We start from the raw sequence: 20990 nt of genomic DNA, 5'->3' as shown, positions 1-20990 counted from the left end.
TCCTTCCTTACGAACCTACTTGACGATGATTGCCAGATCCCACGGCCCGATGGTCATAGGCTGGCCCCGATCTACTTGCTTCTGAGAATCGGACTGTCCGCCGGACACTAGTAGATGGCCCTCATAAGGCGAATCAAGCCTGACTTCCTCAGATGAGTAATTGAGCAGGTAGGCGACATGCTCCCCCAGGGCATTGATGCCTTCGCGTACAGTAACCACACCGGCCAGGTCACGGGCAGGTCCATGCAAACCGGCTGCATCCGCCGCATCCGAGAGCAACAGACGCATACCTTGGGCCGATGGAAGAGCACCGATCCATTCTGCGCTGCCAAGACCGTGATTGTGACGGGTCGCGGCCGCATACCGTCCCCATACAGGGTGGTCATAGGAAGCCAGGACCTCGGTGCCGGAACGCGGATTCAGCAGTTCAATCAGCCCCTCGCAGGCCGGCTCGGCCTGGGGTGTGCCATGCAGATCCAGGGTCAATCCCTCTCCGGGGCGGGTGAACTGGTTGTAATCGATGCCGAATGCATCGGTCAGCAGGTGCGGGGCCTTGTCGTGCCAGACCTTAAGGTTCTCATCCGCCACGAACGAGCGCAGCGTGGCCACCAGGTGACCCCCCTTACGGACATAGGCATCCAAAGCCCTCAGCGTATCCTCACTGGTGCTGTACAGGGCTGGAACCACGACCATGGCATAGTGTTCCAGCAAGGACTCGTCGGCCTCGTCGTTGATGAAGTCGCACTCGATGTTCAGCTCGAAGAGGGCATCGTATACCCGTCTGACCACGTCGTTGTAGGAGATCTGCCCCTGCTCACGCGGGAAGCCGGTCTCCAGAGCGAACCAGTCCAAAGCGGTCAGTGAGTCATTGCCCACCATGATGGCCACCTTGTTGCGTTTTTGGAGATGGATCAGACGCTCACCCACTCCCTTCTGCGCCACCTGCCTGCCGAAACCGCCTGCCTCCTCATAGGTGGGATTGGGTTCCAGATCATGCGAGAGCAGACCCTTCCAGTAGGTCTCAAAAGAGTTGTGAATGGAATGCCAGTGCCAGTACATGACCCCATCAGCACCTGAGGCCATATGGCTGTATGCCTGCAAGCGCAGCTGACCCGGGTAGGGCAACCAACCGTCCTGCCCCTGGGCCTGGGTTTCCAGAACCAGGTAATTGGCGCCACCCTTCAGACTGCGGGTCATGTCCCCGCCGAAGGCGATCTCCTTGCCTGTCAGGTCATCCTCTGTGGGATGGTAGATATCCACGCCGGCCACGTCCGCACATTCGGCCGCCTCGAAATGATCGACGGCAGGCTGGACCCCGTATGACCAGCCGGGACCCCAATCGAAATCGAAGTTGTGGGTGACGAACTGGTCGTCGCGGGCATATTCGCGCACGATGTCCGCCTGCCAGGACAGGTAGCGACTCACCTGGTTTCGTCGGAAGTGATCGAAAGCCGAGCCCAAGGACGCGTTGATGGTCCTGGTCAGGTCGGGAAAGTCCTCCCAGGAGTCGACCCTGTTGGACCAGTAGTCCAGCCCGTAGGCTGCATTGAGACGATCCAGGTCATCATCAAACCGCTGCCTCAGGTACTTGACGAAGAGGCGCTGCATGTCGGGTGATACACAGTCGTAGTACTTGGTCTCATTGTCGACCTGGTAGCCAATCACCTGGGGGTTATCGGCCACATGGCTCACCAGCCTGCGGATGACGCGCTCGCCATAATATCGGTAGGAGGGGTTGACGATGTCCATGATCTGACGCGCGCCATATCGGTTGGGCCCTTGGGGAGTGTCCGCCAGAACATCCGGGTGCATGGCAACCAGCCAGGCGGGCACGGCATAGGTGGGTGTGCCTACGATAACTTGAAGGCCGAAGCGCCCCGCGGCATCCAGCACCCGGTCCACATGGCTGAAGTCGAAAACACCGGGCTGTGGTTCCAGGGTGCTCCATGTGGATTCAGCGATACGAATAGTGGTGATGCCTGCAGCCTTCATCATCGACATGTCCCTGTCAACCCGCTCATAGGGCATGTACTCGTCATAGTAGGCGCATCCGAAGATGAGGCTGTCCGGAAGGCGCGTATCGCCTCGCGAAGCTGAATGGTCCTTGGCGTGAACCGCATTATCTGACATGATGAGCTCCAATTTGCATCTATAGGACGAACGTGTTGAAGGAGCGTGGTTCCAGAATCACCTGGAAACCCTGGCCTAGCTCGCCTTCCCCTCCTCGCGACGAGAATGAGAAGGGCATGGTTCTATCGAGCGCGTTCTGGGCCACGACCACAACCGATCCATCCGGGTTCTCAAAGGCGGCGGCCATCGAGCTGAAATGGCCACGGGTATCAAGCAGGCAAGCGCCCGGGCGCACATAGTGGGAGAAGTGGCGCATGACATAATATTCAGGATTTCGCGTGAATTGGCCTGTGTCCGCATCAATCGAGAAGAGCGAATTCTGCTTCCAACCCCAGGTGGATACACCCTGACCGAGCACCATGTTCCAGTATGTGTAACAGGTCGCTCCGGCACGAAGGTACCGGTTGATGAGTGAGAAGATGTACTCTGCATATTCCCAGGTATTGCTACCCATACCGCACTCGGACTCGGTCTGCTCCAACTCGATCTCAGGCCAGGACAGATGGGTGCGCTCGATGTCATGCTGACCGGCCCATTGGTATCCGATGCCGGCGATGAATCTGCGGCAGTCCTCATCGAAGAGGATGTTGTCCACATACCTGTTGTAGTTCTCCAGCTCCATGCCCCCGGGGCCGAATTTCATGTCCTCGGGACCGTTGAGCGTACCCAGGAAGATGGCGGTATCCGGAGCTTCTCTGGCGAAAAGCGGCCCCAGATAGTCTCGAATGAAGATGCGCATGTCATCGCTGGACCATAGGCAGGAGGGGAATTTCTGGTCCGCAAAAACCTCATTCTGCACATGCAGCTGGTCGATGTGGATGCCACGGCGGTCATACTCTCGGACGTAACGCAGAAGGTAGCGGGCATATGCAGAAAGGTTGCGCTCGCTCATGTCAATCCTGCCAAAATTGTAGACCTTGGGCCTTTTCATCCAGGTGGGCGGGCTCCAGGGACTGGCAAAGAGTCCCATATTCGGTTGATATTTCTGGGCCTGTCGAATATATGGAATCAGGGTCTGCTCATCATGGTCGACGCTGAAGTGGTTCAGGTCATAGTCGCCATCGGTCTCGTCGTAGCTGTACCAACCCGCCGCGAAGTCGTTGGCACCCACTGGAGTCCTGTTGAAGGTCAGATTCAGCTCGTCAGGACTGAAGAGCTCACGGATGACCTGTTCTCGATCTTCACTTCCCAACTCCTGCAGGGGCAGCCAGCCCAGCTCATTAAAGCAGCCGCCGAACCCTCTTAGAGCCTGCAACCTGGCACCGCTCCATTCCAGATCCGTTGACGATTCCAACCTTGATACACTCAGCGGCCGCTCCTGCATGGCTCGCTGACGAGTGGTCGAGACCCAAATAGGCCCAGTGTTTCCATTCATAAATCCTCCGCTCCTTTGCATAATCTTCCTTAATGCCTTCTCAACCGTGGACCCCGGCCGGTTCACCCGACCGGGATATCCGTAGAGGCCAGAATCACTTGACGCTCTTGATCATCAGAATAAAGACGCATCCCAGCAGGGCGAAGACGATGGCCGTGGGGAAGGCCGCCGCATAACCCCAGTTCAGCGTGATGAAGGACATGACCAGAGGACCGGCCATCTGCCCCAGTGTGGTAGCCAGATTGAGGATGCCCAAATCCTTGCCGGCCTCTTCCTTACTGGGAAGCACATCAACATTGAGTGCCTGGTCGACAGACGAATAGACTCCATAGCCGAATCCGGCGATACCGGCATACAGATACATGCCCATGACGGTGGGGCTGATCCACGGCATGGCGATGCCGATGGCGAAGAGAACGGAAGCGATAACCACCGGGACCTTGCGTCGCCCGATCATGTCCGAAACCGGGCCGGAGACCAGGGAGCCCAACAGAGACACAACCATGGTGATTACGGACATGACCGAAATGGTGGCGGCGGCTTGGGTGACGGTTTGCCCCACGTATTTTTCGATGATATAGAGCTGATAGGCGGATATCATCTGATAGCTCAGCAGCATGCAGAGCCTACCGGCGAAAGCCTTGTAGAAGTCATGGGCTCCACGGAAACGCGGGGGCCGGAAGGACCTGAGTACATCCATCATGGTGCCCTCATCCTTCGGCAGATAAGCAGCCGAACCCTCCTTGGGCATGATCAGAATGGCCACAATGCCACCCAGGAACATGAGCACACCGGCCAGGACGAATCCGGTGAACATGTGGGTCACCAAGGCGGCACCTATCAGGGAACCAATAGGCGACCCGATCGTGGCCCCGGCTCCATAAAAGGCGGACAGGGTTCCGCGCACACCTGATGGCACGCGGTCGGAGAGGATGGCCACCATTGGGGCGATCATGCAGTTCAAGCCGAACATGCAGAGGCAGTACACGATGGTCAATAGGACAGGGTTCGTGGTCATGCCCGTCAGGAACAGGCTTACACCACCCAGGACGGCACCACCGATGACCCAAGGGGTTCGACGCCCGTACCGCGAGCGGCTTCGATCGGAGAAATTGCCGAAGAGCAGGTTGGAGACCAGCGAAGCAACCGCCGTGCAAGCGTTGACTATACCCATCAGCGCCTCGGGTGCGATGCCGGGAACCTGCTTGAGATGTTCGGGAAGAAGCACGATGCTGACGATTCCCAGGCCTGACATCCACAGGATACCGAAGGCCAGGAAACTGGCGCCAAACCGGAACAGGGTCTTCCTGGGAACCGGCTTGCCCGTCTCGGGAGACAAGAGCGGATCCTTCTGGGCAGCAACGAGGGCCGCCTTATGCGCCTGCAGAAGTTCCGAATTGTTCAATATCGGGGTTGTTGAGTCGCTCATTGCGTCGACCTCTTTCAATTAGTCTTCTCTGACAAATCCAATGCAGGCAGACAACAATATCTACCAGTCATTAGATAAGTGTATATCTAACAACCATTCGACAACTTTGTCAAGTCGTTGACTCAATACGGATTCACAGACTCTTACCATCACAGCGCAATCGCCCGCCCACAGCGAGACTCCGGCCGAGCCTTGTCTGCATATACTCCCGTATACGGCCTCAATGTACGATGGATAACAGGCAACCAGCACCACACCGGTGCCAACGAGCTCGGAAAGAGGCAGTGGAACCAGCAATGGCGAGCCGAACCAGAAAATCACCGGAGACAAGACGGGCGGAAATCACACAAGCCGCCGCATACCTCATCAGTCGGCATGGATACAACGGCATATCTCTCAAAGACGTTGCCGACAAGGTAGGAATGTCACAGCCGGGCATTCTCCATTACGTTGGCAGCAAAGAAGGCCTGCTCTCCCTCCTGGTCACGGACATCTACGACGCCAATGGCACCCCCGAGGAATTCATGCAAACGGGCCTGCCGGGCTCAGACCCCGATCATCCGCACCTGCCGGCCTATTTCAACTATCTGGTCGCCCACAACGCCGGCCGGCCCGAGCTCACCCAGCTATATACGGTCCTGGAAACGGAAGCGATTGCAGTCAGCCATCCGCTGCACGACTACTTCATCCGCAGGCCATCTGGCGTATGGGAGCACTACTCCAAATTCCCCTGGCTGTTGCCCGATGGCATGGAGTGGGAGAGAGACATGCAGAGCAAGGTAAGGATGAGCCTGGAGGTGATGGATGGTATACAGATACGGCTGCTGCGCGAGCCGAAAATCGACTACGTCCAGGAATGGGGTAGATTCAAGGACCTGATCTTCCCCTCCCCGCTCTGGGATGGGTGCTGCTGATCAGAATATACAGATAGGGCCTGAGACCCACACCTACCGTGGCCGAGCCGGCCGCCAGAGACCGAATATCAAGCGGCCGGCACATGAGAGGTCAGCTCTCCGGATCCATCTTGAACGGCCGGGCGTCAAAGGGTGCCTGATATCGACGGTCTCGCCAGAAGTACTCGTAATCGTGGTCATTGATTGGACGGACGACCTTGCAGGGATGGCCGTAGGCGACCACGTCGGACGGGATGTCTTTGGTAACCAGGGACCCCGCCCCGATGACCGTGTTGTCGCCGATGGTGACCCCCGGCATGATAATGGCACCAGCGCCAATCCACACATTCATGCCGATGCTGACCGGGACAGTGAACTGGGGCGTTCCGCACTCCCTCACATCGGGCCGGATGGCATGACCGGTGGTGACGATGGTGACGTTGGGACCGAACATGGTATGGTCGCCGATATCGATGCGGCCATCATCGACTAGGACCAGGTTGAAATTGGCATAACACCTGCTCCCCCAATGGGTATTACAGGCCCAGTTGGCCCGAACGGGCCCTTCGATCCAGCTCCCCTCGCCGAAGGAGCCGAACATTTTCCTGCACAGGGCCTGCTTCTCCTCCACCTGGGAGGGACGGCAGGAGTTGAAGGCAAAGACCATATCCTGTTGGGCGTCCTGGACCTCCTTCATCTCAGGCGTATCGGCGATATACATCCGATCGGTATCCAGTGCTGCCATGATCTCCTCGCGGCTGGTCATGGGCATCCCCTCTCCTTGACTGGGGCAGACCCACCCTGTGGCGGATCCGTCCTTTTCTCCCCACCCGGATGGGTGGGGCAATACATCCCAGGAGCCCGCAGCCCGAACGGCGGCCACCAGCCCCGCTCCGGCTACGGCCTATCCGGAACCTTCTCCTGGTCGCCCTGCTTCTTGGCTGCGGCGATCATCAGCTTGATCCGGTTGAGCTGGTTGGCCTCCGATGCCCCCGGGTCATAGTCGATAGAGACGATGTTGGCCTCTGGATAGGACCTGCGGATCTTGCCGAACATACCACGCCCGGTCACATGATTAGGCAGGCAGGCGAAGGGCTGGGCACAGACGATGTTGGGGGCACCGGACTGAATCAGCTCGATGATCTCACCGGTCAGGAGCCACCCTTCACCGGCCTGGACCCCCAGCGAAGTGACCGAGGCCGCCTTCTCCCGCAACTCGCTGATGTGAGCCGGAATATCGAACTTCCCCCTGGAGGCCCGGAATCCGGCAATCATGGGGGCCCGGTAGGCGTCCGCAGCCTTGAGCACGACCTTCTTGATGCCTACCTGGCCGCCGGTTCCCAGCATCTCCTCGTTCCATTCGGCATTGGAGATGCCGTTGACCATGAAGTCGCAGACTCCGGGCAACACGGCCTCGCACCCCTGACTCTCAATCAGGTCGACCACGTGGTTGTTGGCGTCCGGATGGTACTTGACCAGGATTTCACCGACCACGCCCACCCGGGGCTTGCGGGGAATCCTGCGAAGGGGCAGCTGGTCGAAGGCCTGAATCATCCGCTTCATCAGCGTGCCATAGGGCAGATAACCACGGCCGTAGACCTTCTTGGCGGTCCTGGAGTAACCATGATGCTCGATGGTCTCCCTGCAGATCGTGTCCCAGAGCTTGTACAGCCTGTTGGCCGAGCCGGGCTCCTGCTCATAAGGACGGACCCTGAGGAGGCACTCTATCATGGCGTCGCCCAGGTAGAAGGCCTTGACGGCACGGTGCAGCAGGGCCGGGGTCACTTGAAGACCGGGATTGGCCCGGAACCCCTGAACGCTCAGCGTGATGATCGGCACATAGCCGTATCCGGCATCAGCCAGGGCCTTGCGGAGCAGACCGTAATAGTTGGTGGCCCTGCACATGCCGCCGGTCTGGGTAACGATGACCGCACACGTATGGGGGTCGAACTTACCGGAGAGGAAGGCGTTGACCAGCTGACCCACCACGATGATCGCAGGGAAGCAGGCATCGTTGTTGACGTACTTGACCCCGGTGTTGATGTCCTCGGCCGAGGCGTGCTTCAGAAGCTCGAAATGATAGTCCGCACTGGAGAAGACCGATTCCAGGAGGGAGAAGTGCACAGGTGACATCTGCGGTGCCACCACCGTGTATTTATGCCCCATCGCCTTGGTGAAGCGATGCTCGGTGGCATACTTGGACAGGGTCGGTTTTGCTGCGGCTCCGCCATTCTGAACGCCTGGGCCCTGTTCGCCATCACCCTCAGCCTGTTTCCTCTCAGCCTCCTTGTGCTGCGGGGCCGCGGTCTCTCGGATGGGCCGGATACCCATGGGATGAAGACCTACCAGACCCTGATCGCTCTTGTCGTGCAGGGCAACGAACCGGGCCAGGGCCACGATATCGGCCTTCTGCTCTGACAGACTGATTTTCCGGGCGTTGGTCGATCTGAACCTGTCGGATTTCGACCGCTCGCCTGTACCCGCCCCACCTGTTTCAGTACGGCCGTCAATGGCCTGGGGATTTGGCGAATCAGCTGAATTTCCCACATGGAACGAATCAGGCAAAAGGCCGGAATCCCGGTCTGCCGTATTCGCAGGCACTTCCCGAGCAGGGAGAGTCTCCCCCTCCTCATCCAGATCACGTTGATGACGTTCATCCATGGCGGCCTTCAGCGAGCGCAGACGAATCTTGGCCGCACCCAGATTGGAGACCTCGTCAATCTTCAGCTGTGTGTAGACATCGCCCTTGTCGGCCAGAATCTCCTGGACCTGGTCCGTGGTGATGGCATCCACGCCGCACCCGAAACTGACCAGCTGGACCAGCTCCAGGTCGGGATATTCGGAGACGAACCTGGCAGCGGAGTACAGCCTGGAATGGTAGGCCCATTGGTCGGTCACCCTCAAGGGCATCTTCTGATGGTCGTCGCCGAAGCCCGGGACGGTCTTGCGGAACTTGGCGGCCGTGGGGTTGTTCGAGGCAAGGGCCCGCTCCCCCGCCTCGGGAATGATGTAGTCGCTCAGCTTGGGCAGGTCATGGATATCCAACTCACAGATCGAATCCTCGGAAAGCACAGCCATGCCCAGAGAGCAGATGGTCTCAGGAATGCCATGGTTGACCTCAGGATCCACATGGTAGGGCCGCCCGGACAGGACCACACCCTTGACCCCGTACTCCTGCATGTAGGCCAGGGCCCGCAGACCCTCCTGGCGGACATCCTCCTTGAATCGAGCATCCTCCCTATAGGCCTCCTGGACGGCGATTCGGGCCTCCTCTTCGCCGACCCCGGCCCAATCGAAGACCTTGACGATTCGCTCGACCATCTTCTCCTTGTTGGACAGGTTGAAGTAGGGCCGCATGAACCGAACGCCATCCTCCTTGAGCTCGGTCATACTGGCCTCGATCACCACCGGGTAGTTGGCCACGATGGGGCAGTTGTAGTGGTTGTCCGTTTCAGGCACCAGCTCCTGTTCATAGGTGACGCAGGGGTAGAAGATGGTATCGACCCCCTTGTCGAGGAGGGAGCGGATATGCCCGTGCACCAGCTTCGCCGGATAGCAGATGTTCTCCGAGGCGATTGACTCCATGCCGCTCTCGAAGAGTTCATGGTTGGACCGCCCCGAAATCATGACACGGAAACCCAGGGAGGTCAGGAGGGTGAACCAGAAGGGGTAGTCCTCATACATGTTCAATACCCGGGGTATGCCGATATCGCCCCTGGTGGCCTTGTCTGGGGTCAGACGGCGGTAAGCGAAGGCCCGCTTGTACTTGAAGTCATAGAGATTGGGACGGTCGGAACGTTTACGGTTCTTGTCACCGCCCCGTTCGCAACGGTTTCCCGTTACGTAGCGGCCACCGTCCTCAAACTCGGTGATAGTCAGCTTGCAGTGGTTCTGGCAGAGCTTGCAGACATCATGGGTGGTGGTCATGGAGAGGTTGTCCAGCTGATCCCCGGCCAGGATGGAACTGACAACATGGCCCTCATCGACCTGGATGCCGGGCAAAGTCGATTTGAACCCTTGCTCGTTCTTGGACCCGACGCTCGGCGGTATCTGGGAGCGCCCGCTATCGGAACCCCGGGATTCGATCCTGTTGACCGAAGCCTGCGACAGCTGCGCCCGGACAGGAACCGGGACCTTGTTGACGGTGGTGGGCGTGACCCCCTTGGCCCCATCCCCGTCAGCCACCCCTATGGAGGGGTGGGCCATGCGGGGACCCGCCGCGACGATATCTTCGATCTCCTCATTCTGGGGGCAGTGCATGCGTGCCGTCAGTGCTGCTCCGTAGGCCCCCATGAGCCCGGCGATATTGGGTCTGGTGACCTTGCGACCAGTCAGCAGCTCGAAGGCTCGCAGAACGGCATCGTTGAGGAAGGTCCCGCCCTGGACGACCACAACCGGCCCCAGGGCGTTGGCATCACGCAACTTGATGACCTTATATAGGGCGTTTCTGACCACCGAATAGCAGAGTCCTGCGGCGATGTCCTCCGGGGAGGCGCCCTCCTTTTGGGCCTGCTTTACCGAGGAGTTCATGAAGACCGTGCAACGTGAACCCAGATCGGTCGGAGCCTCGGAGGCCAGGGCCTGCCTGGTGAATTCCTGAATGCTGATTCCCATGGACTGGGCGAAGGTCTGCAGGAAGGACCCGCATCCGGCCGAGCAAGCCTCATTGACGCAGATTGAATCGATGACCCCGTCGTTGACGGCTATGTACTTCATGTCCTGGCCACCGATGTCGATGACCGAGGTGACCCCCGGGCTTATCTCTTCAGCCGCCCGGTAATGCGCCATGGTCTCAACCACACCCTCGTCCACGTGCAGGCCGGCGGTGATCAGGCCTTCGCCGTAACCGGTGGCGCAGGCCCGGGCGATATAGGCGCCATCCGGCAGGGACATCCGAACCTCCCTGACAATATCCGCGGCGGCAATCAGAGGACTGTCCTTATGGACCCCATAGGTGGACCAGACAATGGTCTTGTCGTCATTGATCAGAACGGCCTTGATGGTGGTGCTTCCCGCGTCAATCCCCAGGAAGTGCGGCCCCTTGGCCCCCGTCAGATCCCCGGTTGGGATGACCTGGGCACCATGCCGGTCGTCAAACTCCTCGTGCTCTTGCGTATTCAGAAAGAGGGGACGGATGGTCCTGGCCGTCGAGGGCATGTTCTCCAGACCGGCCAGAGCAGCAAGCACACCATCCAGCGACGACAGATCGAAATGCCCGTTCCGGCAGCCATCCTGTGCGACTTCCTCCGGGTGGGACCGCCCAGCCGGAACCGCCGCCCCGCTCCCCTCTTCGTTGCCGACCAGACTGGTTGTACGGCCATCCTGCATCGCATCCTTGAGAGCCAGCCTGTCCAGGTCGGTGGCCTTCTCGGATCTGGCCCTGTCGACCTCCTCCTGGTCCAGTCCCCATGCCGGGCCGAAGGGGTCATTCACGTCGGTATCAGGTGAGTAGTCTGTTTTCACCTGCGCAGCACCATCAGAATCATCCTGATCGCCGCGCCCGGCCATGATGGCCGCCCCGTAAGCGACATAAAGGTGGGCGTTCTCGGGGATGATGTAGCGGCTGACCCGGTCCTGGAGAATGCGCTTGAAGGATTCCCTGAGCTCACTCATGAAGAACAGGGGTCCACCCAGGAAAATCACGTTGCCCCGGATGGGTCGGCCGCAGGCCAAACCGGATATGGTTTGGGTGGCTACAGCATTGAAGATTGACGCGGCCAGGTCCTCCTTGGCCGCCCCGTCGTTTATCAGGGGTTGGAGATCGGATTTGGCGAAAACCCCGCAACGTGACGCAATGGGGTAGATGGTCCTGTATCTGGAGGCCATCTCGTTCAGGCCGGAAGCATCGGTGTTGAGAAGGGTGGCCATCTGGTCTATGAACGCACCTGTTCCGCCCGCGCAGGAACCATTCATCCTTTGCTCAGGGGTTGGCTTCAGGTAGGTGATCTTGGCGTCCTCGCCGCCAAGTTCGATGATTACATCGCCTTCGGGATAGGTGGCGTTGATGGCTTCGGTTTCGGCGATGACCTCCTGGGCGAACTCAGCCTGGAGCTGACTGGCCAGTTCCAGACCTCCGGAACCGGTGATGACGAGACTGATCGGGTTCTTCGCCAGCCCGACCCTGGAGAGGGCGATCCTGATGTCGGTGACCAGCTCGGCCACGCACTGTCGAACATTGGCGTGATGTCGGCGATAGTCGCTGAAGAGGGCCTGATCCAGCCCGTCCTCGACTCCAAGAACCACGGCCTTGACCGTGGTGGAGCCGATATCAAGCCCCACGCGCAGAAGTTCCCCTGTTCCCGTTCGCCTATACCGACCTGGGGCGTCGACGCCTTCAGACATGAAACAACCTCAATTCGTGAGACCGCCATGACGGGGAAAATAAACCCCTCATAATACCTGGCTTGCTCTCACAATGCTACCGCCAGAAGTCAATGCCCCCCGGCCTCGACGGCGTTTCCCCGTCACATGCTTTCAATCACTCCTTAGGGACCCCACCAGCTGCCGCAGAACAATAGGATTTTGCACCAGGCAGGCGCATTTCTCCGCCCGCTGTTCCTCAGGATTATCGTATTTTGCCCTTGGTGAAACAGCTGGGTTGCCGACCTCTTTGCGAACCGGGGGCGGACAGCATCCCATCTCATATTCGTTGGGGTATTTGTCCCCGTATTGAGAGACCCTGAAAGGACTTTTCATGGCACCGGCCAGGCCGGATGGGGCATAGCCCGGTCAGCTGGTCTGTCCGGCGGAGCCAGCGGTCAGGAGGCAATAGGTGCGAGCATACATGGGTTCGGATGTGGACGGAACGATGAGCGCCCCCGCCGTTTCAGCCGGGCCGGGCGGCCCGGCCCCCAAACCTCTGGACCAGTTGCCCCGGTTGGCACGGGACACCACCGAGGAGGACCCGTGGCCGGTCAGCGTACTCAGCCAGAAGTACCACGATGCAGTGGCACGCTGGCCCGGGGCCTGGATTGAAGGGCAGATCGTCGAGATCAATACACGGCGCACCGGTTCGGCCTATCTGACCCTCCGTGACAACTTCGAAGACATATCCCTCAACGTCATGGGGTTCAGGGCCTTCGCCACCCAGGCCAGGGACTTCCGCCAGGGGGACCGCGTGGTGGTGCATGGCCGGCCCGACCTCTGGACCAAGCAGACCAGGCTCAGCTTCATGGCCGACCGGATCAAGCGCGTCGGTACCGGCGACCTGAAAGAGCAGATCGATGAGCTGAGGCGAAAACTCAAGGGCGAAGGTCTCTTCGACGCGGAGAACAAGATCCCCCTACCCGAGTTTCCGGCGAGGATCGGATTGATTTGCGCTCCCAAGGCAAGGGCCGAGGGTGATGTCATCACCAATGCCCGTCTGCGCTGGCCCACGATTGAGTTCACAGTGGTTCACGCCCACGTGCAGGGACCGCAGTGCCCGCCCGAGGTGGTTCAGGCCATAAACAAACTCGATCAAGACCCCGATGTCGATGTCATTATCGTGGCCAGGGGCGGCGGCAGCTTCGAGGACCTGCTCGGGTTCTCCGACGAGACCGTGGTTCGGGCGACCGCAGCCTGCCGGACACCCATCGTTTCAGCCATCGGGCACGAAGATGATTGGACCCTGATCGATCTGGCAGCCGACCTGCGAGCCTCCACACCCACCGACGCGGCCAAGCGTGTGGTGCCCGACCTGGTTGAGCAGGAGGCAATCGTCCTGGAAGCCCGGACACGAATCGAATCCCGTATCCAGAACATGGTCGAGGGCGAGACACGGTTGATTGAGGGGTATGCCAATCGCCCCAGCCTCACCAAGCCGCAGACCATGCTGGACAAGCCCCAACGGCTGGTCGACGATTCCAGGGTCCGCCTGGACATCGCCCTCCGGCGGATTGTGGATGATGCCTCCCTTACGGTGGAGAAACTCCAATCCTCCCTGACTGCCCTCTCCCCCCAGTCCACTCTGGACAGGGGCTACGCGGTGGTGCAGACCGCCAGCGGCAAGGTGGTCAGCAGTCCCGACCAGGTGTCCGAGGACCAGGACCTGACCCTTACGGTCAAGGAGGGGAAGATTGAAACCAGGGTCGTTGCAGCCGGTTGATACCGACCCATGCCGCCATGGCCCACATGCCTTCCACATACGAACCAAGCAACTGACAAATCCCACAAGGAGCATCAATGAGTGAATCATCCACCAAGCAGACGAAGGGCAAGCAGGAAGCACCCGAGCTGGCTTCGGCCCTGACCGACAAGGAACGCGAAACCATCGCCAAGCTCCCCTATGAGCAGGCCCGCGACCAGCTCATCCAGGCGGTTCAGGCCCTGGAAGCCGGCGGACTGGACCTGGATGCCTCCATGCGACAGTGGGAGATTGGCGAAGCCCTGGCCAAGCGAGCCCAGGAACTTCTGGGTCAGGTCCGGGCAAAGCTCGATGCCGCCCAGGAGGAGCAGGCCAGCGCCGGCGCCCAGGCAGGCACCCAGTCCAACCTGGACGCCTGAATTCGGTTCGGACCGGTCCTTTCGGCCCCGCTCAGTCAACCTCCAGCGTCGCAAGCAAGGCCGCGTGATCCGACCCGGGAATGGTCAAGGTCTGCAGCTGGCTTGCCCTGATGCCCTGGTCGACCACCACATGATCGATGGCAACCGCCCTTGGAACCCACGAACGGTCGGTGGGCCAGCTCATGGTCATCCCATGCCCAGCCATATGGGCGGCATCCTGGAATCTGTCTCCCAGGAAATCACGGAACACGGCATGATCGTACGTGGAGTTGAAATCCCCCATCAGCACATACCTGGTGTGGATGTGCTGCTTGAGACTGTTCATGTCGTCGATGCTGTCGCGCCAGTCCGACCAGTACCCGGGTGTGGGCGAGGTCGTATGGACCGAAATAAAACGAATGCTGGTGGAACCCTGATTGAAATCGATGCTCCCAGCCGGCATCATGGAGGCCCGGGAGTCCACATCATCCCGGGAAGGTGACCCCATCGGAGCCGCTGTCCACAGGCCGTTGCCATACATCCCGTCGGCCGAGGACACCTTTTTATATGGCAGGTATTCATCGATGCCGGCGGCCTGAAGCCGCTGGACGAAGTCATCCGTCGTCTCCTGGAGCGCCAGAACCTCCACCCGGTTCTCCTTGACAGCGTTGACGATCGCATGCTCGTCGGCCTGCCCCTTGTATACGTTCGCAGTCATGACCCGGGCGACACCATCGTTCCGATCGGGATGCCCCAAGGCCATCCTCGTCATGGACGCATACGAGATATCCTGACCCCCGCTGTAAAAGGGGTACTGCCAGGAGACATTCAGAGCCAAGGCACCAACCAGGATCAGGGCGGTCATCCACTTGGAAGCCGTCAACGCAAGAACCAGCGCAAGGAGATCGACCAGAATCAGCCAAGGAGTAAGCGACACAAGGTCAGGAAGGTACGGGATGACAGGAAACCAGGCAGGCAGTGCCCTGGCGCCCAGCACCAGCAAGGAGACCATGACCAGAATCCGCGCCAGCCAGCCGAACACCAGTCGAACCAGAAAAGACTGCCGGAACTTCGCCATATACGCCTTTCGAACACGATTCAGAACTGGTCACATTTTACCCAGATCACGCTACGCCACTCCCCATCAGATACAGCACCTACACCCTTGTGCAGGCAAACTTCTGCAACCTTCGCCCACGCATATCGTCGGGCATGCTCTGCCTGTATATGGTCGAAATCGCCACAAAACAGCAGTCACCATGATTACCCTTGATTACAGGGTTGATCAGCTGCGCGCAATGATTGCCAATGGCTCACAAAGCAGCTCTCTCCTTTGCTAATCAGCCAATGCCACAAGAGCCATCTGGATTACAACCATTGCCGCCAGTGGTATTCTCTTTGATCCGGTCGCGCCAGTTTCCGTAACCCGAACTTCCCTGTAACGATGGTGCGGGTTGCTGTGCCGGTGCGGGAATTGTCCAACCGCTCGCTCCGCCCTGCCCGTAGGAGGGCGGGTAGGATGGGGCCGCCTGTTGGACGGTCTGGTCCTGCTGCAGGGCCGCTAGCTGCATCGCCTGTTGTGCGGCCTACTGGTCCGCCTGGGCCTTGGCCTGCATGGAAGCGTTCACCTGGTCGATGGCCGCTTGGAGAGGACCAACGGCTTCCCGCCAGGCCTGGGCCTTGTCACCCTTGGTCTGCTCGGCCTGTCCGATGGCCTGTTGCAAAGCCTCGCGGGAGGCGTTGTCCGCCACCTTCCCGTCGCTGTCGCCCAGCAGGCTGGAGGCCTCTTCCTTCTTCGCATCTAGGGCGGTGCGTGCGTCGTCCAGGTCCTTCGCGTCGCGGGAGGCCAGGACCGCCTTCGCGGCCCGGTCCAGTTCGCTATACCGGCCGTTTAGACCCTCGGCCTTGTCGGCAACAGCCTTCAGGTCCTGCGTCGTCATGGACGCGTCGCAGCCGACGGTCTGCGGCCTGGTACCGCCGGCGTTCTTCACGGCTCTGGCCATGGCGATCACCGTCTTCACGTCCCTGACCTGGTCGGAGCTAACCTCAGCCGCCTCCCGCCAGCGCGCCACCCTGGCGGCGGGCCCGCCGGCCGGCGTCTCCAGAAGGGCCACAGCCCGGGAGCACCGCTCCGCCTCATGGTCATGGTCCCTGCCGGAAACCACCATCCAGGAGACCACGCCGGCCATAACAAACACAACCACAACAACGGCCGAAACAACCGGAACCAACCACCGAGGGCGACCCGACCCCTCGGCAGGGTCTGCATCATCCTTGCCCGGCGTCTGATTCGAACCGGCTTCCTTCACGTCGGTCAGAATCTTCGAACCTTGCACATCCTCTTCCCCACTCATATCATCCCTTCTTCCTGAAACGTGTACGATGTCCTCGCCAGGGTGGTTCATCCGTATCGGTCCTAGTGAGTATCAGGCCGGGAGAAGGGGTCGAAATTCGAGCCCATGTTGCGGACGTATTCCATTTCAGTGGTTGCCCGGTCCGCGGCATCAGGGCCGACCATGTCCTCAATGAAGGAGAGGGCCATATCGATACCGGCGGAGATGCCTGATGAGGTGCGGAAGTTCCCATCTACCGTCCAGCGGGCATCACGAATCCAGGTGACTCGATCACTTACACTGGTCACCCAGTCGAAGGCCAGGTCGTTCGAAGTCGCTCGGCGGCCGTCCAACAGGCCTGTGGCTGCCAGCAGGGCCGACCCTGTACAGACGGTCAGCACATGTGAGGCTTCGCATGAAAGATCTCTGAGCCTATCCAACCACTGACGGTCCTTGCTGAGGGGACGTGTGCCATCACCACCGGGGATGAGGAGAACCCCGCGATGGTCAATCTCGTTCGGTCCTATGGCGGAGACCGGAACATGACCTGCCCCACACACCACCTGCGGCCCATCCAGGCAGAAGAGCCGGGTTCGGACACTAGGGGTATTAAAGAAAACCTCGAAAGGCCCGAAGACGTCAAGAGGTTCGAATTCCTCGAACAACAGTATGTTGATGTTCATATCCATTGGTTAGGCTCCTCGCGTCCGGTGTCCGCAATCAAGAAATCTGGACTTATGACTTCCTTGCCGTGGAAAAGACCTGCACCGAAACCGGCAGGTGCAACTTATGATTACCCTATCAAGCCTATGAGGCATAGTCTCTGGGCTGATATCCAATCTACCAAGCGGGGGGATGCTGGTCATGACAAGGAAACGGCTGACGGAAATGAGCAAGGAAGAACTATGGCGCTTGTTTCCCATTGAGCTTGTGGAGCACCAAGATGTGTGGGAGGACTATTACAAGGAGGAAGAAGAGAATCTGCTCAGCACATTGGGGGATGCAATCAGCAGGATCGACCACATTGGCAGTACCTCCGTTCCTGGGTTGTTGGCCAAGCCAATTGTGGATATCCTCCTCCAGGTAAGACCGAATACGGATATGAGGCGAATCGTTGAAGAGCTGGAAAGCGCGGGCTGGTTCGTCATGTACCAAGACATCAGTGGAGGCGAAGTCGACCTCAGCAAGGGCTATACGGAAGACGGATTCGCCGACAAGGTCTACCATCTGCACCTTAAGCGGCTTGGAGATTGGGACGAGCTGGTTTTCCGGGACTATCTCGAAGGTCATCCGAAAGTAGCAGCTGACTATGCGGCGCTCAAACTCGACCTGCTCTCAAAGTTCAAATACAACCGCCCCGCCTACACCGAAGCCAAAACAGACTTCATTCGTAATGTTGTAAAGCGGGCCAGGAACGACGAATAAGGGGCCGTGGTGGTGTAGAGAGCCGGCAGTGCATGCGGTCCCGCTTTGTGGGCGTAGCTTCACCTCAAGTACTGCCGGTCCGGCTCGCATCCTGTTTCCGGTATTATGGTATGCGGACTGCGCAAGTGCTGTAATTGACTCGCTGCAGGTCGAAGGGGATCAACAGAGGGGAAAGGCTCTGTCCATCATGGATGATGTAACAAAAAGAATGTCGAAAATCCTGACCAGTACGGTAAATCGAAAGTCAACGCCGTCATCGCCCTCTCCGGAGGAGCCTCAGGATTCAAAGCAGCCGTCAGAATCCGGGAAGAGGTTCCCGTGGGCCACTTCGCTTGTGGCTTTTCTTGTTGGTATAGGTGCAGCCTCATGCGGCGAGACAAAACCTACTGAATCTCATGAATACAAAAACCTGAGTGCCAAGTACTCCGATACCCAGAATGAACTTCAAAGAATGCGCATGGAGCTTGATAGCGCCAAGAGCGATTTGAAGACGGCCTCGCAGAAAGCGGATATGTGGGATAAGGAGCAGGAAGAGAAGAAGGCGGCAGAGGAGAAGGCAGCCAAGGAAAAAGCCGAGCAGGAAAAAGCCGAGCAAGAACGGGTCGAGCGGGAAAAGGCCGAGCAGGAAAAGGCGGCTCAGCAGGCCCAACAGCAGGCCCAACAGCAAATTCAGCAGAGATCCCAGATGTCGGCTCCTGCGCCAGATACGTATGCGTACTATCAAAACTGCGATGCGGTACGAGCGGCTGGCAGAGCCCCTCTTTATGCAGGGCAGCCTGGGTATCGTTCTGCACTCGATCGCGACCACGATGGTATAGCCTGCGAATAACAGGTAAGGAAACCTGCATATTTCAGTCCGGTCACAGTGCTGCCGAGATTCCTCATGGCAAGTGCTCTGACCGGATTTCCAGGCATTCAGGTTGCAGGGTTCACGGAGTGCCCCGTTTCCCAGAACACGGAGCCTCCCGACACGGGCGCCAGGCGTGGTACAGTAGTACGCGTTGCCCCGGTAGCTCAGGGGATAGAGCACTTCTCTCCTAAAGAAGGTGTCGTGCGTTCGAATCGCATCCGGGGCACTCTGAAGACTCAGGCATAACGAAATACCTAGCTTTGCTCTCTGCAACTAGGTCCTGACTACCTATTTCTGTACCCTTCTGGTTTACCTGACCCCATTCCGTCATGCGCCGGTAGATGGAATCGTCCATCAGGGCTTGTACTGAGGTGCCTAATTCATCGGCGATAAGGATTACATCCTTGAAAGATAAGCGGCCTGGTCTGTTGAGTTTGTATGACATTCCCGCCGTCGTGATATGGAAAAGCTTGGCGAGGCTCGTCTGATTAATGCTGGGAGAAGCGGCGAGCAGCATCTTTATGTTGAAACGAAGCACCTGGTCTTCATAATCTGCATGATCGTACGAGGTCTCTTGCACAGCCTCTATACTCGCGGTACTCATTGTGAATCACTCCACTCAATCTGCTTAACAGAACGAATTGCTCTTTATCATCTAAACACCTGGTTTGCACAAAATCAAAATTTTGCTCTACTGTTTAAATGTCAGTTAACAAGCAAAGTGAGCGGCTATGTCAAACATGTACCACTGGATGCAGAGTAGAGGCCTTTCTTATTCTGCTCTTGCCGGGATGCTGAACCAGACTCCTGTGAACGTAAGCAATAAAGTGCGAGGTAATACCACCTGGCAGCAAAGCGACTTGATTGCCCTTCATCGGTTATTCGGTTTATCGTCCGATTTTGTCATTGGCATTAGTGACAGCCCGCTAGCCAAAACTGACTGATATCAAAAGGAGCCCCTGGTTTGACGACCAAGAGACCTCCCGTGAAATGTCAGCAGGCGCATCCGGTCGCTCCGCCAAGATTGTCTGGATGTACCTTCGGTCATTTCATCTACGGCTTCCTATCTGCATTAGACGGGAAGCCGTATCTCATACAGGCTGAAGAACCTTTGCCTTGTCGCAGAAGCCGAGAACAAAATCAGCAGAAAAGCCGAATTGCTTGTTCAATGTATGCAGCTCGTCTGCCTGCCAACTGACGCTTCCATTTACTTTCTTGCAGACTGACGAGGAAGAGATACGAAGTATCCGAGCCAGAGCCCTGTAAGAAATATGCTGATCAGCTAGCCACTGCTTCATATTCGTGTTCACGCCAGCATGTACTAGTTCATTCATATTGAACAAAAGAGTGTTGAACTGGAAGAAACGCTAGTTGTGATGTAAAGTGTTGCTATCACAAGGACATAGTAGAAGGAAGTGCAATGAGTTCAGTGCAAGAAATGGAAGTGACGCGACTCGATCCTAATCAGGTGGAGAACGTTATTTCCTTCAACGTAAAAGTCATGCTGACCGCCACCGGCAAGAGCCAGTCGAGCTTGGCGGATTACCTCGGAGTGCGCCGTTCCACCATATCCGTAAAACTGAGCGGGAAAACCCAGTGGTCGGTTCCTGATTTGGTCAATACAGCCAACTTTTTGGACACCACCCCCGAGGCGCTTATGGATGATTCCATGATGAAGACAATCAACAGGATGGGTATACAACAAGGTTCACTGACTCCGGCAGGGGCTGCAATGCCCAGGTATTTCCTTATGCCTGAGTCGTCAGAGTGCCCCGGATGCGATTCGAACGCACGACACCTTCTTTAGGAGAGAAGTGCTCTATCTCCTGAGCTACCGGGGCAACGCGTACTACTGTACCACGCCTGGCGTCCAGGTTGTGAGGTCCCGTGTTCAGTGAAGCTGGATAAGCACTTGCACTCTCGCGGAGCGTCCATACACTCACGCCTTGCCTTTAATTCAATGAAGGTCACCCACCGTTCTTCTTGCCTGCCAAGAAGAACGGGAGACCTGTTTCACCTGGCATGTTCTTCAATTAAGCGGTATAGACATTCAACCGTTCAACCGGATATGGAGTCGTTAATCAGACATAGA

At 58.3% G+C, this 20990-nt stretch carries 14 protein-coding genes and 2 tRNA genes; 6 read left to right on the top strand and 10 right to left on the bottom strand.

The window, feature by feature from the left end; genetic code table 11:
- Window positions 1–15: 15 nt before the first annotated feature.
- From H3V08_RS01285 to H3V08_RS01275, 3 genes are all read right to left on the bottom strand, one after another.
- Window positions 16–2130: a beta-galactosidase gene (locus H3V08_RS01285; RefSeq protein WP_198181347.1), complete on the bottom strand. Its 2115-nt coding sequence runs from the start codon at window positions 2128–2130 to the stop codon at window positions 16–18.
- A 19-nt stretch (window positions 2131–2149) separates the two neighbouring features.
- A complete protein-coding gene (locus tag H3V08_RS01280) occupies window positions 2150–3505 on the bottom strand; it encodes a glycoside hydrolase family 30 protein (protein ID WP_442859340.1) in 1356 nt (451 codons plus the stop codon).
- A 94-nt stretch (window positions 3506–3599) separates the two neighbouring features.
- Window positions 3600–4934 (bottom strand): MFS transporter, encoded by a 1335-nt coding sequence (locus tag H3V08_RS01275; RefSeq protein WP_033497517.1) that lies wholly within the window; start codon window positions 4932–4934, stop codon window positions 3600–3602.
- A 296-nt stretch (window positions 4935–5230) separates the two neighbouring features.
- Here H3V08_RS01275 and H3V08_RS01270 point away from each other — a divergent pair, with 296 nt between their 5' ends.
- Window positions 5231–5848: a TetR/AcrR family transcriptional regulator gene (locus H3V08_RS01270; protein WP_198181345.1), complete on the top strand. Its 618-nt coding sequence runs from the start codon at window positions 5231–5233 to the stop codon at window positions 5846–5848.
- Window positions 5849–5939: 91 nt separating this feature from the next.
- On the opposite strand, the gene H3V08_RS01265 is transcribed toward H3V08_RS01270, so the two are convergent.
- On the bottom strand, window positions 5940–6593 hold the full coding sequence (locus tag H3V08_RS01265; protein WP_198182064.1) for a sugar O-acetyltransferase: 654 nt from the start codon (window positions 6591–6593) through the stop codon (window positions 5940–5942).
- Between the two features lie 131 nt (window positions 6594–6724).
- Window positions 6725–12169, bottom strand: coding sequence for an acyl-CoA dehydratase activase-related protein (locus H3V08_RS01260; protein WP_198181344.1), 5445 nt, complete (start codon window positions 12167–12169; stop codon window positions 6725–6727).
- Between the two features lie 466 nt (window positions 12170–12635).
- On the opposite strand from H3V08_RS01260, the gene xseA reads away from it, so the two are divergent.
- A complete protein-coding gene (xseA, locus tag H3V08_RS01255) occupies window positions 12636–13913 on the top strand; it encodes an exodeoxyribonuclease VII large subunit (protein WP_198182063.1) in 1278 nt (425 codons plus the stop codon).
- Between the two features lie 77 nt (window positions 13914–13990).
- Window positions 13991–14311: an exodeoxyribonuclease VII small subunit gene (locus tag H3V08_RS01250; RefSeq protein WP_045921120.1), complete on the top strand. Its 321-nt coding sequence runs from the start codon at window positions 13991–13993 to the stop codon at window positions 14309–14311.
- A gap of 31 nt (window positions 14312–14342) precedes the next feature.
- Here H3V08_RS01250 and H3V08_RS01245 read toward each other — a convergent pair whose 3' ends face one another.
- The 3 genes from H3V08_RS01245 to H3V08_RS01235 form a co-directional block, all read right to left on the bottom strand.
- The gene (locus H3V08_RS01245) at window positions 14343–15368 is read right to left on the bottom strand and encodes an endonuclease/exonuclease/phosphatase family protein (RefSeq protein WP_232340043.1); all 1026 of its coding nucleotides are present in this window, start codon (window positions 15366–15368) and stop codon (window positions 14343–14345) included.
- Window positions 15369–15876: 508 nt separating this feature from the next.
- A complete protein-coding gene (locus H3V08_RS01240; protein WP_198181343.1) occupies window positions 15877–16644 on the bottom strand; it encodes a hypothetical protein in 768 nt (255 codons plus the stop codon).
- Window positions 16645–16706: 62 nt separating this feature from the next.
- On the bottom strand, window positions 16707–17312 hold the full coding sequence (locus H3V08_RS01235) for a DJ-1/PfpI family protein (RefSeq protein WP_198181342.1): 606 nt from the start codon (window positions 17310–17312) through the stop codon (window positions 16707–16709).
- 199 nt (window positions 17313–17511) lie between these two features.
- On the opposite strand from H3V08_RS01235, the gene H3V08_RS01230 reads away from it, so the two are divergent.
- From H3V08_RS01230 to H3V08_RS01220, 3 genes are all read left to right on the top strand, one after another.
- On the top strand, window positions 17512–18048 hold the full coding sequence (locus H3V08_RS01230; RefSeq protein ID WP_198181341.1) for a GrpB family protein: 537 nt from the start codon (window positions 17512–17514) through the stop codon (window positions 18046–18048).
- A gap of 187 nt (window positions 18049–18235) precedes the next feature.
- Window positions 18236–18877, top strand: coding sequence for an excalibur calcium-binding domain-containing protein (locus H3V08_RS01225; protein WP_198181340.1), 642 nt, complete (start codon window positions 18236–18238; stop codon window positions 18875–18877).
- Window positions 18878–19051: 174 nt separating this feature from the next.
- A tRNA-Arg gene (locus tag H3V08_RS01220) sits at window positions 19052–19124 on the top strand.
- Between the two features lie 865 nt (window positions 19125–19989).
- Here H3V08_RS01220 and H3V08_RS01215 read toward each other — a convergent pair.
- On the bottom strand, window positions 19990–20196 hold the full coding sequence (locus tag H3V08_RS01215) for a helix-turn-helix domain-containing protein (RefSeq protein ID WP_232340210.1): 207 nt from the start codon (window positions 20194–20196) through the stop codon (window positions 19990–19992).
- A gap of 470 nt (window positions 20197–20666) precedes the next feature.
- A tRNA-Arg gene (locus H3V08_RS01210) sits at window positions 20667–20739 on the bottom strand.
- Window positions 20740–20990: the final 251 nt, after the last annotated feature.

The sequence above is a fragment of the Bifidobacterium sp. M0307 genome (assembly GCF_016100445.1).
GTDB classification, from domain to species: domain Bacteria; phylum Actinomycetota; class Actinomycetes; order Actinomycetales; family Bifidobacteriaceae; genus Bombiscardovia; species Bombiscardovia coryneformis.
Note: the sequence above shows the minus strand (reverse complement) of the source record. Positions and strands in the feature narration are given on the sequence as shown.

Excerpts from the sequence above, each read along its gene's own strand:
- H3V08_RS01285 (WP_198181347.1), bottom strand. The coding sequence starts at position 2,130 with ATGTCAGATAATGCGGTTCACGCCAAGGACCATTCAGCTTCGCGAGGC.
- H3V08_RS01260 (WP_198181344.1), bottom strand. The coding sequence starts at position 12,169 with ATGTCTGAAGGCGTCGACGCCCCAGGTCGGTATAGGCGAACGGGAACA.
- H3V08_RS01235 (WP_198181342.1), bottom strand. The coding sequence starts at position 17,312 with ATGGATATGAACATCAACATACTGTTGTTCGAGGAATTCGAACCTCTT.
- H3V08_RS01250 (WP_045921120.1), top strand. The coding sequence starts at position 13,991 with ATGAGTGAATCATCCACCAAGCAGACGAAGGGCAAGCAGGAAGCACCC.
- xseA (WP_198182063.1), top strand. The coding sequence starts at position 12,636 with ATGAGCGCCCCCGCCGTTTCAGCCGGGCCGGGCGGCCCGGCCCCCAAA.
- H3V08_RS01265 (WP_198182064.1), bottom strand. The coding sequence starts at position 6,593 with ATGACCAGCCGCGAGGAGATCATGGCAGCACTGGATACCGATCGGATG.
- H3V08_RS01240 (WP_198181343.1), bottom strand. The coding sequence starts at position 16,644 with ATGAGTGGGGAAGAGGATGTGCAAGGTTCGAAGATTCTGACCGACGTG.
- H3V08_RS01225 (WP_198181340.1), top strand. The coding sequence starts at position 18,236 with ATGGATGATGTAACAAAAAGAATGTCGAAAATCCTGACCAGTACGGTA.
- H3V08_RS01275 (WP_033497517.1), bottom strand. The coding sequence starts at position 4,934 with ATGAGCGACTCAACAACCCCGATATTGAACAATTCGGAACTTCTGCAG.
- H3V08_RS01245 (WP_232340043.1), bottom strand. The coding sequence starts at position 15,368 with ATGGCGAAGTTCCGGCAGTCTTTTCTGGTTCGACTGGTGTTCGGCTGG.
- H3V08_RS01280 (WP_442859340.1), bottom strand. The coding sequence starts at position 3,505 with ATGAATGGAAACACTGGGCCTATTTGGGTCTCGACCACTCGTCAGCGA.
- H3V08_RS01230 (WP_198181341.1), top strand. The coding sequence starts at position 17,512 with ATGAGCAAGGAAGAACTATGGCGCTTGTTTCCCATTGAGCTTGTGGAG.
- H3V08_RS01270 (WP_198181345.1), top strand. The coding sequence starts at position 5,231 with ATGGCGAGCCGAACCAGAAAATCACCGGAGACAAGACGGGCGGAAATC.
- H3V08_RS01215 (WP_232340210.1), bottom strand. The coding sequence starts at position 20,196 with ATGAAGCAGTGGCTAGCTGATCAGCATATTTCTTACAGGGCTCTGGCT.